The sequence below is a fragment of the Streptomyces parvulus genome (assembly GCF_014648855.1).
GTDB classification, from domain to species: Bacteria; Actinomycetota; Actinomycetes; order Streptomycetales; family Streptomycetaceae; genus Streptomyces; species Streptomyces parvulus.
Genome location: NZ_BMRX01000004.1, coordinates 186311 through 200905, shown reverse-complemented (window position 1 = coordinate 200905; position 14595 = coordinate 186311). Strand labels below are relative to the sequence as shown.

General features: G+C 73.3%; 15 protein-coding genes. 8 read left to right on the top strand and 7 right to left on the bottom strand.

From position 1 onward, the window contains the following. Window positions 1–2: 2 nt before the first annotated feature. From IE108_RS08805 to IE108_RS08790, 4 genes are read left to right on the top strand one after another with little or no spacing between them, the layout of a single operon-like run. Window positions 3–722, top strand: coding sequence for a DUF969 domain-containing protein (locus IE108_RS08805; protein ID WP_064731411.1), 720 nt, complete (start codon window positions 3–5; stop codon window positions 720–722). Continuing rightward, complete coding sequence (locus IE108_RS08800) at window positions 719–1693, top strand: DUF979 domain-containing protein (RefSeq protein ID WP_064731412.1); 975 nt, start codon at window positions 719–721, stop codon at window positions 1691–1693. The genes IE108_RS08805 and IE108_RS08800 overlap by 4 nt, the downstream gene beginning before the upstream one ends. Window positions 1694–1725: 32 nt before the next feature. Further along, window positions 1726–2376 carry a pyroglutamyl-peptidase I gene (gene pcp / locus IE108_RS08795; protein WP_064731413.1) on the top strand — a complete coding sequence of 217 codons (651 nt, stop codon included), beginning with the start codon at window positions 1726–1728 and terminating at the stop codon, window positions 2374–2376. Next, on the top strand, window positions 2376–3389 hold the full coding sequence (locus IE108_RS08790) for a DUF2891 domain-containing protein (RefSeq protein ID WP_064731414.1): 1014 nt from the start codon (window positions 2376–2378) through the stop codon (window positions 3387–3389). Before pcp ends, IE108_RS08790 begins: the two co-directional genes overlap by 1 nt. Window positions 3390–3395: 6 nt before the next feature. Here IE108_RS08790 and IE108_RS08785 read toward each other — a convergent pair whose 3' ends face one another. From IE108_RS08785 to IE108_RS08770, 4 genes are all read right to left on the bottom strand, one after another. After that, complete coding sequence (locus IE108_RS08785) at window positions 3396–4181, bottom strand: alpha/beta fold hydrolase (protein ID WP_064731415.1); 786 nt, start codon at window positions 4179–4181, stop codon at window positions 3396–3398. 150 nt (window positions 4182–4331) lie between these two features. Then, window positions 4332–5504 carry a MalY/PatB family protein gene (locus IE108_RS08780; RefSeq protein WP_064731416.1) on the bottom strand — a complete coding sequence of 391 codons (1173 nt, stop codon included), beginning with the start codon at window positions 5502–5504 and terminating at the stop codon, window positions 4332–4334. A 3-nt stretch (window positions 5505–5507) separates the two neighbouring features. Beyond that, window positions 5508–7145: a maltose/glucose-specific PTS transporter subunit IIBC gene (gene malX, locus IE108_RS08775; RefSeq protein WP_064731417.1), complete on the bottom strand. Its 1638-nt coding sequence runs from the start codon at window positions 7143–7145 to the stop codon at window positions 5508–5510. A 538-nt stretch (window positions 7146–7683) separates the two neighbouring features. Next, window positions 7684–8022, bottom strand: coding sequence for an STAS domain-containing protein (locus IE108_RS08770; protein ID WP_064731419.1), 339 nt, complete (start codon window positions 8020–8022; stop codon window positions 7684–7686). A gap of 312 nt (window positions 8023–8334) precedes the next feature. Here IE108_RS08770 and IE108_RS08765 point away from each other — a divergent pair, with 312 nt between their 5' ends. Both IE108_RS08765 and IE108_RS08760 read left to right on the top strand, forming a co-directional pair. After that, a complete protein-coding gene (locus tag IE108_RS08765) occupies window positions 8335–8781 on the top strand; it encodes an ATP-binding protein (RefSeq protein WP_229851728.1) in 447 nt (148 codons plus the stop codon). A gap of 36 nt (window positions 8782–8817) precedes the next feature. Further along, on the top strand, window positions 8818–9228 hold the full coding sequence (locus IE108_RS08760; RefSeq protein ID WP_079163774.1) for an STAS domain-containing protein: 411 nt from the start codon (window positions 8818–8820) through the stop codon (window positions 9226–9228). 9 nt (window positions 9229–9237) lie between these two features. Here IE108_RS08760 and IE108_RS08755 read toward each other — a convergent pair whose 3' ends face one another. Continuing rightward, a complete protein-coding gene (locus IE108_RS08755) occupies window positions 9238–10701 on the bottom strand; it encodes an alpha/beta hydrolase (protein WP_064731420.1) in 1464 nt (487 codons plus the stop codon). 324 nt (window positions 10702–11025) lie between these two features. Here IE108_RS08755 and IE108_RS08750 point away from each other — a divergent pair, with 324 nt between their 5' ends. Further along, the gene (locus IE108_RS08750; RefSeq protein ID WP_064731421.1) at window positions 11026–11868 is read left to right on the top strand and encodes an RNA polymerase sigma factor SigF; all 843 of its coding nucleotides are present in this window, start codon (window positions 11026–11028) and stop codon (window positions 11866–11868) included. 207 nt (window positions 11869–12075) lie between these two features. On the opposite strand, the gene IE108_RS08745 is transcribed toward IE108_RS08750, so the two are convergent. Continuing rightward, entirely contained in the window at window positions 12076–12906 is an 831-nt protein-coding gene (locus tag IE108_RS08745) for a helix-turn-helix transcriptional regulator (protein WP_064731422.1), read from the bottom strand. A gap of 129 nt (window positions 12907–13035) precedes the next feature. Here IE108_RS08745 and IE108_RS08740 point away from each other — a divergent pair, with 129 nt between their 5' ends. Continuing rightward, window positions 13036–13890 carry an NAD-dependent epimerase/dehydratase family protein gene (locus tag IE108_RS08740; protein ID WP_064731423.1) on the top strand — a complete coding sequence of 285 codons (855 nt, stop codon included), beginning with the start codon at window positions 13036–13038 and terminating at the stop codon, window positions 13888–13890. Between the two features lie 42 nt (window positions 13891–13932). Here IE108_RS08740 and IE108_RS08735 read toward each other — a convergent pair whose 3' ends face one another. Beyond that, window positions 13933–14556: a TetR/AcrR family transcriptional regulator gene (locus IE108_RS08735; RefSeq protein WP_064731424.1), complete on the bottom strand. Its 624-nt coding sequence runs from the start codon at window positions 14554–14556 to the stop codon at window positions 13933–13935. Window positions 14557–14595 lie beyond the last annotated feature (39 nt).

The following is a 14595-nucleotide window of genomic DNA, read 5'->3' as shown; positions in this document are numbered from 1 at the left end:
GAATGATCGTTCTCCTCGGTGTGGTCGTGGTGATCCTCGGATTCGTCACGCGCCGCAACCCCGTCCTCGTGGTGGGCGTCGCCGGAATCGTCACCGGACTGCTCGGCAGGATGGACCCGCTGGAGGTCCTCGCGGCCTTCGGCCGGTCCTTCGCCGACAGCCGCTCGGTCACCGTCTACGCCATCGTGCTCCCGGTGATCGGCCTGCTGGAGCGCTACGGCCTGCGCGAACAGGCCCGCAATCTCATCGGACGGCTCGGCAGGCTCAGCGCCGGCCGGTTCCTCACCGTCTACCTGCTGGTCCGGCAGGTCACCGCGGCCTTCGGACTCAACAGCATCGGCGGCCCCGCCCAGACCGTGCGGCCCCTGGTGGCGCCCATGGCCGAGGCCGCCGCCGAACGCACGACGGGGGCGAAGCTGCCCGACCGGCTGCGCGAGAAGGTGCGCTCCTACTCGGCCTCCGCCGACACCGTGGGCGTCTTCTTCGGCGAGGACTGCTTCATCGCCATCGGCTCCATCCTCCTGATCACCGGCTTCGTGAACTCGACCTACCACCAGGACATCGAACCGACCCAGCTGGCCCTGTGGGCGATCCCGCTCGCCGTCTGCGCCTTCCTCATCCACGGCGCGCGGCTGCTGCTGATGGACAGGCAGCTGGAGCGCGAGATGGCGCTCGCCGCCGCCGAACACGAGCTGCCGCTTCCCGAGGGGGCCGACAAGTGATCAAGGTCGAATGGCTGTACTGGCTGATAGGCCTCGTCTTCGTCGTCATGGCCGCGCAGATGGCCGCCGACCGCAGCAACCCCAAGCGGTGGACGTCCGCCGCCTTCTGGGGCCTGCTCGGCCTCACCTTCCCCTACGGCACCGGCGTCGCCAACGCCACCGCGAAGAACGGCGGCTGGACGCTGCCCGCCGAGCCGCTCGGCGTGGCGGTCCTCGCTCTCATCGTGCTCGCCGGCTTCAACTTCCTCGGCAAGGGCGTCCCGGTCACCACGACCGGCGAACAGCGCGAGGCCTCGGCCGGCCGGCTCGGCAACCGGATCTTCATCCCGGCGCTGACCATCCCGCTCGTCGCCATCGTGTGCGCCTCGGTGCTGGACGAGTCCGGGCTCTTCGAGACCGGCAAGGCCACCCTCCTCGGTCTCGGACTCGGCTGCGTCGTCGCGCTCGTCGTCGGCATGCTGGTCACCGGCGAGAAGAAGCCGTCCGTGCCGCTGCACTCCGGGCGCTCCATGCTGGAGGCCATGGGCTCCGCCCTGCTGCTGCCCCAGCTGCTGGCCGTGCTGGGCTCGATCTTCGCCGTCGCCGGCGTCGGCGAGCAGGTCGGCGACATCGTGAACAAGGTGCTGCCGGACGACTCCAAGTACCTCGCCGTCGTCGCCTACTGCGTGGGCATGTTCCTCTTCACGGTCATCATGGGCAACGCGTTCGCCGCCTTCCCCGTCATGACCGCGGCGATCGGCTGGCCCGTGCTCATCCAGCAGATGCACGGCAACGAACCGGCCGTCCTCGCGATCGGCATGCTCGCCGGGTTCGCCGGCACCCTGTGCACCCCGATGGCCGCCAACTTCAACATCGTCCCGGCCACCCTGCTCGAACTGAAGGACCAGTACGGCCCGATCAAGGCACAGCTCCCCACGGGCATCGCCCTGCTCGGCTGCTGCACCGTCATCATGGCGCTCTTCGCCTTCTGACCCCACCCCGAACCGCACGGCAAGGAACGCCCATGACCCGCGTCCTCATCACCGGCTTCGCCCCCTTCGGCGGCGAGCGCGTGAACCCGTCCTGGCAGGCGGCGTCCCTGGTGGCCGCCGAACCGCCCGCCGGCCTCGACGTCACCGCCGTCGAACTGCCCTGCGCCTTCGGCACGTCGCTCGACGCACTGCGCGACGCCGTCCTTGCGCACGCCCCCGACCTGGTTCTCTGCCTCGGGCAGGCGGGCGGCCGGCCGGGCGTCACCGTCGAACGCGTCGCCGTCAACGTCGACGACGCGCGCATACCCGACAACGCGGGCCGGCAGCCCGTCGACGAACCGGTGGTGCCGGGCGGCCCCGCCGCCCACTTCTCGACCCTCCCGGTCAAGGCGTGCGTCGCGGCGCTGCGCGAGGCCGGCGTCCCGGCCGCCGTCTCCAACACCGCCGGCACCTTCGTCTGCAACCACGTCGCCTACGGCCTCGGCCACCTCCTGGCCACCGAGTTCCCGCACGTACGCGGCGGGTTCGCGCACGTGCCCTGGGCGCCGGAGCAGGTCCCCGACGGCACCGCCCCCTGCCTGCCGCCCGCCACCGTCGCCCACGGACTGCGCGCCCTGCTGGCCACGGCCGCGCGCACCCCGGCCGGGCACGACCTGAACGTCACCGAAGGAGCCACCCACTGATGCCGCTCGGCGCCCACGCGGCCCCGTTCGCCAGGATCGCCCTGGCCAACATCACCCGCGAGTACCCCAACTTCCCGGCCCACCTGATCACCTCCGCGGGGGAGCAGCCGGCACCCCGCTCCCTGCACCCCGCCTTCTACGGGGCCTACGACTGGCACTCCTCGGCGCACATGCACTGGCTGCTCGTCCGACTGCTGCGCCGCCACGCCGGCACCCCCGCACTGCCGGAGACCGCACCGTTCCTCGACGCGCTGGACCGCCACCTCACCCCCGGGAACCTGACGGTCGAGGCCGCCTACCTCCGTGACCACCCGTCCTTCGAGCGGCCCTACGGCTGGGCCTGGCTGCTCGCCCTGGCGGGGGAGTGCCGCGCCCACGGCGGCGCGGCCGGCGCCCGCTGGACCGAGGCCCTGGCCCCCGCCGTCACCGCGGTCGACGCGCTGCTGGCCGACTGGCTCCCCAAGGCCACCTATCCCGTACGCCACGGCAACCACCCCAACAGCGCCTTCGCCCTGGGCCTCGCGCTCGACTCGGGGGAACTGTCCCCCGGCACCGACCGGGCGGTCCGCGAACGGCTCCTCGCCTGGTTCGCCGACGACCACGACGCGCCCGCGCACTGGGAGCCGTCCGGCCAGGACTTCCTCTCCCCGGCGCTCACCGAGGCCGACGCGATGCGCAGGGTGCTCCCGCCGGACCGGTTCGCGGCGTGGCTGGACGGGTTCCTGCCCGCCCTCTCCACCGGTGCGCCCTGCGCCCTCCTCGACGTGCCCGTGGTCTCCGACCACGCCGACCCGCAGATCGGCCACCTGCTGGGCCTGGCGCTCAGCCGGGCCGCCGCCCTGCGCGCGCTCGCCGGCGCCCTGCCCGACGGCCCGGCCCGCGCCCGCCTCGACACGGCGGCCGAGGCACACCTGGCGGCGGGCCTCCCGGCGGTGGAGCGCGGCGACTTCACCACCGACCACTGGCTGGCGACCTTCGCGGCCCTGGCCCTGGACCCGGTCGGGCGGCCCTGACGCCGGTCACCCGCCCGCGCGGCGCACCGGCATCATCGTCTCCACCGGACCCCGCTCAGCGAGGTGGTCCAGGATCAGCCCGTTGAGGAGGCCCGGCTTCTCCAGCGGCACCAGGTGGGAGGCGCCGGGCAGCACCGCGAGCCGCGCGTCGGGCAGGGCGCGGTAGAGGGCGGTGGTGTGCTCCAGCGTCATCAGGTCGTCGTCGCCGGACACGACCAGGACCGGCGCGGCGATCCGGCCCAGCTCCCGCTCGGTGAGGGCCGGCTGGGTGCGCCACATGTCGAGGACCTTCGCCGCCACCACCGGCCAGTGGCCGGCGCCGTCCGGCGACACGGCCTCGTACATCTCTCGGAAGAACTCCATGTCCGGGCTGCCGGGCGTCATCGCGTCCAGCATCCCGGGGTCGGCGAAGGCCTCGCCGGCGGGCCGGAAGGTGGCCCCGACCACCACGGCCCGGCGCACCAGGTCCGGCCGGGCGAGGGCCACCAGCAGCGCGACGACGCCCCCGTCGCTCCAGCCGACCAGGTGCGCGGGGCCGCCCACCACCGTCTCCAGGAACGCCACCGTGTCGTCGGCCATGTCCTGGTAGGTCAGCGGTCCGGCGACGTCCGGGGTGTGCCCGTGCGCGCGCCGCTCGGGCAGCAGGACCCGGTGGGCGGCGGCCAGGTCGGCGCGCTGGGCGCCCCAGGTCTCGTTGGTGCAGAAGCCGCCGTGCAGCAGGACCAGCGGGTCGCCGGCCCCCTCGGTCTCGTACCAGGTCCTGACCCCAGGAAGGTCGGCGTAGTCACCCATCGTCCAGGCCCTCTCCGGCCGGCTGCCAGTCCCGGCCAGTGTCCGCCGGGTCCCGGACGCCCGCAACGCGGGGCCGGGCCACGGCGCGGAGCCCGGATCCCGGCCGGTCCTACGGCCCGGCCCGGCCCCCGCGCTCCACGAACGCCGTGTTCACCGGGCTCCGGGCGCGACCCGCCGCACCGCCCGCACCAGCGCGTCGACCCCCGCCTCGGCCTTGGACCGGGGGCACCCGACGTTCAGCCGCACGAACCCCGGCGAGCCGTAGGCGGACCCCGGCATGACGGCCACCTTCTCCACCTCCACCAGTGCGCGCTGGAGCGCGTCGTCGTCCACGCCCAGGGACCGCAGGTCGATCCAGGCCAGGTACCCGGCCTGCGGGGGCTCCCAGCCCAGGTGCGGGAAGGCGGCGCCCAGCCGGTCCGCGACCAGCGCGAGGTTGCCCGCGAGATACCCGCGCAGCGCGTCGAGCCACGGGGCTCCGCGCCGGTAAGCCGCGATGTGGCCGACCAGCGACAGCACCGCCGGCGAGGAGAGCCCGTCGGCGTCCTTCAGCCGGCGCAGATACGCCTCCCGGGAGGACGCGTCGCCGATGATCCCCCAACTCCCGGTCAGCGCCGGGATGTTGAACGACTTAGACGCCGAGCCGAGCACCGCCCACCGTCCCTCCCCGCCGTGCCGGGCCCAGGGGTGGTGGACGTGCGGGGCGTACGCCAGGTCGGAGTGGATCTCGTCGCTGACGACCGCGACGCCGTACCGCTCGCACAGCCGGGCCATGCGGTCCAGCTCCGCCCCGGACCACACCCGGCCCGTCGGGTTGTGCGGCGAGCACAGCAGCAGCACGGACGTGTCGGGCAGCGCCAGGAGCCGTTCGAACTCGGCCCAGTCGTCCAGGGGGCACTCCCGCAGCCGGCGCCCGTTCGCGGCCACCGTCCTCGGGAACGCGTCGTACATGGGGGTGTGGGCGACCACGCCGTCACCCGGCCGCGACCACAGGTGCAGCAGCTGCGAGATCTGGTAGACCACCGAGGGCGCGTACACGACGGACCCGGGGTCCACCTCCGTGGCGTGCCGTGTGGCGTACCAGTGCGTGATCGCGGAGAGGAAGTCGTCCTGGCGCCAGCGCGAGTAGCCGAGCACCCCGTGGTCCAGGCGCCCGCGGAGCGCGGTGAGGATCTCCGGCGCCGTCTCGAAGTCCATGTCGGAGATCGTGAAGGGCAGCAGGTCCGGCACGCCGAACCGGTCCTCCACGTAGTCCCACTGCGTGCACCAGGTCCCGCGCCGGTCCACCGGGGTGTCGAAGTCGTACGTCGGTGACGAGGCCACGGGTCAGCCCACCGGGATCATCGTGGCGATGGCGTCCTTCACCGACTGGACCTGCGGGCCGATGATGACCTGCACGTTGTGCGCGTCCAGCTTGACCACGCCGACGGCGCCCAGCTTCTTCAGCCGTGCCTCGTCGACCCGCCCGGTGTCCTCGACCGTCATGCGCAGCCGGGTGATGCAGTTGTCCAGGGTCCGGATGTTCCCGGCGCCGCCGATCGCGTCCAGGATGGCGACGGCGTCGTACTTCCCCGCGACCAGCTCACGCGCGGGCGCCTGCTCGACGGCCGAGCCCTCCGCCGCCGTCCCGGCCTCCTCGTCCCGCCGCTCGGCGCCCTTCTCGGCGCCCTCGTCCGGGTCGTCCTCGCGGCCGGGGGTCTTCAGGTCGAAGCGCCGGATGGCCCAGCGGAAGAGGAAGTAGTACACCGCGAACCACACCGCCGCGATCACCGGCACCAGGTACCACTTGGTCGTCGAGCCCTGGAGCACGCCGAAGACCAGCCAGTCGATGACGTTGCCGTCCGTGTTGCCGATGAAGACACCGAGCACGGCCGCCGTGAGGAATCCGAGGCCGACGAGGACCGCGTGGATCGCGTACAGCCACGGGGCGACGAAGAGGAACAGGAACTCCAGCGGCTCGGTGATGCCGCCGACCACGCAGGCCACGACGCCGGAGACGAGCAGCGCCTTGATCTCCGGGCGCATCCGCCGCTGCGCGCAGTGGTACATCGCCAGCGCGGCGCCGGGCAGACCGCCCAGGTAGGCGGCCATCTTGCCCTGGGAGAGGAAGTGCGTCGCGTCCGTGACCGCGGACGTGGGCGCGGCCGAGCAGTCGAGCTGGGCGTAGAACATGTTCAGGGCACCCGAGACGTGGTCCCCGCACACGGCCCCGGAGCCGCCGACGTCGGTGAAGCGGAACATGGCGACGAGGATGTGGTGCAGCCCGATCGGCCGCAGCAGGACCTCGCCCATGCCGAAGAAGAACGGCCCGAAGACCCCCGTGTGCCCGATACCCCGGCCCACGGCGGTGATCCAGCCGTTGAACGTCGGCCACACCAGCGGGATCAGCAGCCCGAGCACGCTCAGGACCAGGGCGGAGACGATCGGGACGAAGCGCAGCCCGCCGAAGAAGGCGAGCGCGTCGGGCATCCGCTGGGTGCGGAAGCGCGTGTGCAGCAGGCTGACAACGATGCCAACGGCCACGGCGCCGAGCAGTCCGGTGTCGATGGACTGCACGCCGAGCACGTCGGCTATGCCGTAGTGCTCGATCGCCTTCTCGTCCTCGAAGTCGACGCCCTTGGCGGTGAGGTAGAAGTTCACCGCGAGGTTCATGGCGGCGAAGCCGACGAAGCCGGAGAAGGCCGCCACGCCCTTGTCCTCGCGGGCCAGGCCGAGCGGGATCGCCATCGCGAAGAGGACGGGGAGGAACGTGAAGGCGACCAGGCCCGTGTTGGCCATCCACGTGAAGACGAGGTGCCAGCCCTCGCCCTTCAGGAAGGCAACGTTGTCAGTGACGGCGTCGCTGGACAGGGAGGAGCCGATGCCGAGCATGATGCCGCAGAACGCGAGCAGGGCCACCGGGAGCATGAACGTCTTGCCGAGCCCCTGGAGGAATTCCCAGAGTGCGGCCTTGGTCTTCTGCATGTGTACGGAACTTTCGAGCCTGGGGGGACGGACCCGTCCGTCCGCCGGACGGATCACATCACAGCAGGTTGGCGGCTGTCCATGGATCGGCGGCCGGCGCGCACCGGGCCCTCGCGTGGGACGCGCCGGACGTTTGCGGGCCGGTGTGCGGGACATCGGAGGGGTGGCCGCGCGTGCGGTCGCGGTCGTGGGCCCGCAGCGGGCCGGCCGCCGGTGAGCGAAGGTGTGAGCATGCGACGAGGGCCGAGTGAGAAGCGAGTGGCGAGTGACGGCCGGCCGTCGGCGGTGGCGCCGACGCCGCAGTGGAGGAACCTGTTCCTGGCCCCGGCCTACCGGGGTGCGGCCGCGGAGACGGCCGAGGCGGAGTGGCAGGAGCGGACGGGCGCCGTATCGGTGGCCCGGCGGCGTCGGCAGGGTGGCCGCCGAGCCTCCCGCCCGGCCGCCTGACGCGCCGTCCCGGAGAGGGACGGGGTGGCCGGGCGGCCGGACGGGGGCGGCGGGGCGGCGGGCGCCACGGTGTGACGCACTGGCGCCGTCCTCAGGCCGCGTCCGTCGGCGGAAGGCCGGCGAGGAGCGGGCTCCACGGGCCCGCCGGGTACATTTGCGCGGCCAGTCGCAGCAGGTGCAGCGGCTGGGTCTGCGGGCCGGCCAGCGTGATGCTGCCGCCCCGTCCGAGTGCCGTGCGGTGCTGGTCCTCCAGCAGGTGCAGGCCCGCGGAGTCCATGAAGACGACCTCGCGCAGGTCCCAGGTCACCGAGGTGACCGAGGCCGGCAGCGAGTCCGCCGCGGTGGACAGGCCGGGCCGGGTGTCCTGGTCGATCGCTCCGCGCGGAGAGATCACGGCCCGGTCGCCGTCGATCGTGACGGGGATGCTCATGCTCGCCCCCCTTCATGGGGGTCGTGTGAGTCCACCACCTGCGACGGCCCGGCCGGGTGGTCGCGGCCGTGGCGGTGGCAGATCCGGTTTCCCGTGGTGAGGGCAACGCCCGGATCCAATGGGCCCCCTCAGGTCCAGAGGGGCGGTCGGACTCTTGTCACACCATCCTCTCACGGTCCGTCAAGTGTCCACCTTCCGGCGTATGTGGAGCGTGATGCCCCCGGGGACAGCGTTGAACTGGTGGAGTGGGGGCAGGAGGTAGGGACAAACCGGGCCGGATGGCTGTCCCGGTGGTGTTCCGGGAGGTAAGTGATGGATTCGCACCACGGCGATCTGACGCGGACGCCCCCCGAGGGGGTCGCACCGCTCGGTCCGCCGGTTCCGGGCAAGTCGCCGCCGCCGATGACGGCGGGCGAGGCGCGGGACACCGTCCGGCACCTGCTCGACGGCCACTACGCGGCGCGGGGCGGGCCGTCCGGCACCGAGGTGGCGGACGCGCTGCTGGTGACCAGCGAGTTGGTGACCAACGCCAACCGGCACGGCGGCGGCCTCACGGCGTTCAGCGCCCACGTCGTGCACGGTGAGCTGATGCTCCAGATCACCGACCGCAGCCCCCTCTCGCCCCATGTGCTGGAGGCGGAGCGCAGCACGCCGGGGGGCTTCGGCTGGGCGCTGGCGAGCCGCCTGTGCCGCACCCTCTACGTCCGGCCGCTGCCGGACGGCAGCGGCAAGACGATAGTGGCCTGCCTTCCGCTGTGACGTTTCCGCACCGCCCGCTCCCAAGGAAGGACCGAGATGGACATCGCCGACTGGGCCGCGAACGGCTTCGTACCCAGCGGGCGCTGGCACGACGGCATCCTCGAAGTGACGGCCGAGGACATGACCGTGCCCGGCCGCGGCGTGCTGCGCGTACTGCGCGTCGCCGGAGAGGTCGACATCGACACCGCGCCCGTTCTGCAGTTCGCCCTCCAGCAGAGCGTGGCGGACAGACCGCACACGACCGTGGTGGACCTCTCCGCGCTCGTCTTCGGCGACTCCTCCACCCTCAACGCCCTCATCCGCGCCCACCACCGGCTGCCCGCTCTCGTCATCACGGGGCCGCTCAGGCCTACGGTGCGGCGTCTGTTCACGCTCTCGGGTCTCGAGGACTTCTTCACGACGGCCCCCGACACCGGGACCGTCGTGAAGCGGGTCACCGCACCCTGAGCGCCGGCGCTACGGACGGGCGGCGCAGGCGAGATCGCGCGCGGGGCGTTCGCCGGTGGTGAGGAAGGCCGTCGCCGCGTCGTTGGCGCAGGTGTTGCGGCCGTACGGGTAGACGCCGTGGCCGCCCTGGTCGACGGTCACCATCGTGGCCCGCCCGCCGAACGCCCGCCGGAGTCGTTGTGCGCCGGCCAGCGGGGTGCCCGGGTCGCGCTCGTTCTGCAGCATCAGCACGTTCGAGGGCCCGCGGCCGGTGATGCGCACCGGCGGTTCGGTCCGTTCCTCGGGCCAGAACGCGCAGGGGTTGATGCTCGCCGTCGAGCCGCCGAGCATCGGGTACTTGAGCCGGTCGACGGCGACGTTGCGCTGGTACTGCCGGACCGCACCCGGCCAGCGAGAGTCACCGCAGACCACGGCGAAGCGCGAGGCCAGCAGGTTCTCCAGCGTCGCGGGCGGTTCGGGAACCGGCAGCTCGGCACCCGTGTCGACCGCCTGCCAGAACTCGGCGAGCTTCGGCATGGAGCCGTCCGCGTAGAGCTGTTCGAAGGTGTGCCCGCGGAAGGCGATGCCGTTGACGCCCTGCACGGGCTCGGCGTCCAGGCGCTTCACCAGCTCGTAGAACTTGGCCTTGACCTGCCCCGGCGTGGAGCCGAGACCGTACTCGGGGTGGGCGGCGGCGTAGGCCGCGAAGTCGGGGAAGCGGTCCTCCATCCCCCGGGCGAGCAGCCGCATGGCCGTGATGTCGTAGCCGCCGGGCCCCATGTTGCTGTCGAGGACGATCCGGTCGCCGCGCCGCGGGAACAGCGTCGTGTAGACCGCGCCCAGGTAACTGCCGTACGAGGCGCCGAGGTAGGAGATCTTCCGCTCGCCCAGGGCAGCGCGCAGGCGGTCCATGTCCCGCGCGGTGTTGGGGGTGGTGGTGTGCGGCAGCATCCACGCCGTCCGCGAGCCGGCGCACTGCTCGGCGATCCGCCGCGCGTAGGGGACCTCGCGCCGTACGTCGGCCGCGGTGCGGGCGTACGGGGGGAAGTTGCCGCGCCACTGCTGTTCCCGCGTCAGGTCACAGGTCACGGGGGCGCTGCGGCCGACGCCGCGCGGGTCGAAGCCGATGATGTCGTAGGAGTCGAGCACGCTGCGCGGCAGGCCCGAGGCGGCGAGTACGGCCGGATACGACAGTCCCGCCCCGCCCGGTCCGCCCGGGTTGGTGATCAGGACGCCGCGCCGCAGGGACGGCTTCTCGCTCGCCAGCCGGGAGACGGCGATCTCGATCCGCCGTCCGTCCGGTTCGCGGTAGTCCAGGGGGACTTCGAGCGTCGAGCACTGCAGGCGGGGCGCGTCGGCGCCCTCGGGGCAGGGGCCCCACTCCAGGGCGCTCGGTGCCGGTGCCCGGCTGCTGGCCGGCGGCGAGGCGGCCGCGGGCAGCGCGGTCGCCGCCAAGGCGGCGGCGGTGAGGGCGAGGGACATACTTCTGCGCATGAGGTGTCCTCCTGTGGGGGGCCGGACCGGCACGTGACGAGTCTGTGCACCGGCTCCGGCCGGCACATCGGCCCTGCGGACGGCCCCTGCCCCGACCGCGGTCCAGGGAGGGCTCAGACCTGGGTCCGAGGCGGGTTGGTCCCGGGTCGGAGGACCGGTCGTGCGGGGGCCGGTCGGCGCGCCTCCCACCTGGGCCTACGGCCGTCCGACGTGAGCCTCGCCTCACGGACGAAATCGCCAGGCATGTCGGGAGGAAGGCGGGGTACGCCGTGCAACGTCAATTTCACGGTCCGGCGAGCGCCGGAGCGATGCGGGAGGGAATAGATGATGGCGACGACCGTGCAGGCGGCCGGGTGCCGCGCCGCGATGCCGGAAGTGGCGGATCCGTCCAAAGTGGCGCCCAAGGACGCCCGGGAGCTGTCGAGACTCTTCTTCGACCAGCTGGCCGTGCTGGAGGAGGGCACGCCGGAATACCAGTACGCGCGCAACACCCTCATAGAGATGAACATGTCGCTGGTCCGGTTCGCGGCCGGCCGGTTCCGCAGCCGCGGGCCGGAGGAGATGGAGGACATCGTCCAGGTCGGCATGATCGGCCTGATCAAGGCCATCGACCGGTTCGAGATCTCGCGCGAGGTGGAGTTCACCTCGTTCGCCGTGCCGTACATCGTCGGCGAGATGAAGCGCTTCTTCCGGGACACCTCGTGGGCGGTGCACGTCCCGCGGCGCCTCCAGGAGGCCCGCGTCCAGCTGGCCCGCGCCACCGAGGAGCTGCGCAGCCGGCTCGGGCGCACCCCCACGACCGGCGAACTGGCCGAGCTGATGAACCTGCCGGAGGAGGAGGTCCGCGAGGCCCGGGTGGCCTCCAACGGCTACAACTCCTCGTCCCTGGACGCGGCCATCAGCGGCAGTGAGGACGGCGAGGCGGCCCTGGCCGACTTCATCGGCACCGACGACGCCGCGCTGGCGCTCGTGGACGACTTCCACGCGCTCGCGCCGATGATCTCCGAACTGGACGAGCGGGACCGGCAGATCATCCACTGGCGCTTCGTCGACGAGCTGACCCAGAAGGAGATCGGCGAGCGGCTCGGCGTCTCGCAGATGCACGTCTCCCGGCTGATCTCGCGTCTCCTGGGCCGCCTGAGGGAGGGCATGCTGGCCACCAACTGAACCCTGCCGGGCGGGCCTCGACCGGGGAACGGCGCGTTACCGGACGTCCCGGACCAGGAAGCCCGTGAGCCGCGCCCGCCTCGTGCCGCCACACGCCCGCCCCGGGCCGTCCCGGGGCGGGCGTCGCCGTACGCGTGGACCGTGAACGGGGCGGCCCCGACCGGCCCGCGGCGGCCGGCCCCGGCTCCCCGCCCCGTGGCGCCGTCCCTACGGCCGGGGAGCGAGGTCCTGCACCCCGATCACCCGCAGCAGGGCCAGCCGCTCGTACGCCGTGGTGCCCGGACGCGCCGAGTGGACGATCAGCTGCTGGCTGTGGCCGTCGCCGAGCAGCACCTCGCAGTCGAGGTCGAGGACGCCGACGACGGGGTGCACGAAGCTCTTCGGCGACGGGCGGCGGACCACCACGTCGTGCTCCAGCCAGAGCGCCTCGAACTCGGCCGACCGGGCCCGGAGTTCGGCCACGAGGGCGGCCGGCCCCGGATCGTCGGGGCGGGCCGCGGTGACGGCCCGCAGGCTCGCCACGTGGGCCCGGGTGTGCTGGGCGTGGTTCTCCGGCGGGGCGATGCCCCGTGCGCCGGGCACCGTGAACCAGCGCCGGATGAGGTTCGTGCCGGTGTGCTCACCGGTCAGGGCGACGGACATCGTGTTCTGCGCCAGCATCACGCCCCAGTCGCTCACGACCGCGGCCGGCAGGTCGTGCAGGCGGTCCAGGATCAGCAGCAGGCCCGGGCGGACGTGGTCCGAGGAACCACCCGGCCGGGGCGGCTCCTCGCCCGCCAGGTGGAACAGGTGGTCCCGCTCGGCGTCCGTGAGCCGCAGCGCGCGGGCGAGAGCGGTCAGCATCTGCCGGGAGGGGTGCGAGCCGCGCCGCTGCTCCAGCCGCGCGTAGTAGTCCGTGGACATCCCCGCCAGAAGAGCGACCTCCTCGCGGCGCAGCCCCGGAGTACGGCGCCGCGGGCCCGCGCTGAGACCCACGTCGCCGGGGCTCAGACGGGTGCGGGCGCGCCGCAGGAAGTCGGCCAGACCGGTGCGATCCATGGCTCCAGCATCCCTCGCGACCGCACCCGTATCCAGGGAGAGCCGCTCCCTGGATGACCGCGTCTCTCCCGCCGCGGCCGCGGCGGCGCCACGCTTTCGGACATGAATACGACACATGAGGAGGCGGCCGTGCTGACCCTGGTGACGGGGGCGACGGGACAGGTGGGACGGCGGCTGGTGCCGAGGCTGCTGCGGAGCGCGGCCCCCGGCGAGCGGCTGCGGGTGCTGGTACGGGACGCGGCGCGCGGCGAGCGGTTCGCCGCGCTCGGGGCCGAGGTGCTGGTGGGCGACCTGCGCGACGCGGAGGTGCTCGGCAGGGCCACGGCGGGCGTGGACGCGGTGGTCAACGTCGCCGCCGCCTTCCGCGGTGTCCCGGACGAGGAGGCGCGGGCGGTCAACCACGACGCGGCCGTGGAGCTGGGCCGGGCGGCGGCCGCCTCGGGCGTGGGGCGGTTCGTCCAGGTCAGCACGGGACTGGTCTACGGCGCCGGGAGGGGCAGGCCGCTGGTGGAGAGCGACGAGACCGTGCCGGGCACGCATCTGTGGGGCGCCTACCCCGAGTCCAAGTGGGAGGCGGAGCGCGCGCTCGCCCGGCTGGAGGGCCTGCGGGACCTGCGCATCGCCCGGCTGCCCTTCGTCTACGGCGAGGGCGACCCGCATCTCGCCGACGTGATGGCGTGGGCTCCGCGGTGGCCCGCCATGCAGCGCCTGCACATGGGGCACCACGTGGACGTGGCGCAGGGCCTCAGACGGCTGCTGTACGCGCCGAGCGCGCGGGGCGTCTACAACATCGCGGACGACGCCCCGGTCACCACGGTCGACCTGTTCCTGCTGAACGGTCTTCCCGTGCCGGGGGAGGTCCGCGACCGCGAGACCCCGGACCCCTGGCACGGCGTGCTGTCCACCGACCGCATCCGGCGCGAGCTGGGCTACCGGCCCCTGGTCCCCTCGGTGTGGACGGCGAGGGAGGCCGGCCTCCTGTGAGCCGGCGCCCGGTGCCTCCCGCGGTCTCGCCCGCTGAGCGCGTCACGGCGAGGGGACCGGCGGGCGCAGCGCGTCCACGACGAGGTCGAGGAGCCGGCCGGTGCGCGCCGGGTCGTCCTCGGCGGCCGTCGACAGGAACACGCCGAGCAGCATCGCGGTGACGTCGTCGGCCTCGACGTCTTCGCGGAGGGCGCCCGTACGCGCCCCGGCGGCCAGGAGCGATCCGATCGCGGCCGTGATGCGTTCCCGCGTGGCCGGTGCCGTGATCCGTCCGGAGGCCCATCCGCTGTGCAGGGTGTTGACCATGGCGCGCTTCGTGGCGACGAAGCCCGCGTAGCGCTCCATCCAGGCGCGGAGGGCGCGTTCGGGCGGCAGTTCGTCGAGCAGGGCCGTCGCGTCGGCCGTGACGGCCTCCAGTTCGGCGGCGTACACGGCCTCCACCAGCGCCTCACGGGTCGGGAAGTGCCGGTAGAGCGTGCCGATGCCGACGCCCGCCTCCCGGGCGATGCCCTCCAGGGGGGCACCGTCGTCCGCGGCGGTGAACGCCTCCCGGGCCGCGGCGATCAGCTTCTCGCGGTTGCGCCGCGCGTGCGCGCGCAGCGGGCGGTCGGCCGCGGGTGTCCCGGGGTCCGTGCTCCGGGGTGTGGGTTCCTGGTCCGGACTCAAAGCGGAGGGCCCTCCGGTAGTGCTACAGTCGAATTAGCG

Excerpts from the sequence above, each read along its gene's own strand:
- pcp (WP_064731413.1), top strand. The coding sequence starts at position 1,726 with ATGACCCGCGTCCTCATCACCGGCTTCGCCCCCTTCGGCGGCGAGCGC.
- IE108_RS08745 (WP_064731422.1), bottom strand. The coding sequence starts at position 12,906 with ATGGATCGCACCGGTCTGGCCGACTTCCTGCGGCGCGCCCGCACCCGT.
- malX (WP_064731417.1), bottom strand. The coding sequence starts at position 7,145 with ATGCAGAAGACCAAGGCCGCACTCTGGGAATTCCTCCAGGGGCTCGGC.
- IE108_RS08770 (WP_064731419.1), bottom strand. The coding sequence starts at position 8,022 with ATGAGCATCCCCGTCACGATCGACGGCGACCGGGCCGTGATCTCTCCG.
- IE108_RS08750 (WP_064731421.1), top strand. The coding sequence starts at position 11,026 with ATGATGGCGACGACCGTGCAGGCGGCCGGGTGCCGCGCCGCGATGCCG.
- IE108_RS08760 (WP_079163774.1), top strand. The coding sequence starts at position 8,818 with ATGGACATCGCCGACTGGGCCGCGAACGGCTTCGTACCCAGCGGGCGC.
- IE108_RS08790 (WP_064731414.1), top strand. The coding sequence starts at position 2,376 with ATGCCGCTCGGCGCCCACGCGGCCCCGTTCGCCAGGATCGCCCTGGCC.
- IE108_RS08755 (WP_064731420.1), bottom strand. The coding sequence starts at position 10,701 with ATGCGCAGAAGTATGTCCCTCGCCCTCACCGCCGCCGCCTTGGCGGCG.
- IE108_RS08785 (WP_064731415.1), bottom strand. The coding sequence starts at position 4,181 with ATGGGTGACTACGCCGACCTTCCTGGGGTCAGGACCTGGTACGAGACC.
- IE108_RS08765 (WP_229851728.1), top strand. The coding sequence starts at position 8,335 with ATGGATTCGCACCACGGCGATCTGACGCGGACGCCCCCCGAGGGGGTC.
- IE108_RS08805 (WP_064731411.1), top strand. The coding sequence starts at position 3 with ATGATCGTTCTCCTCGGTGTGGTCGTGGTGATCCTCGGATTCGTCACG.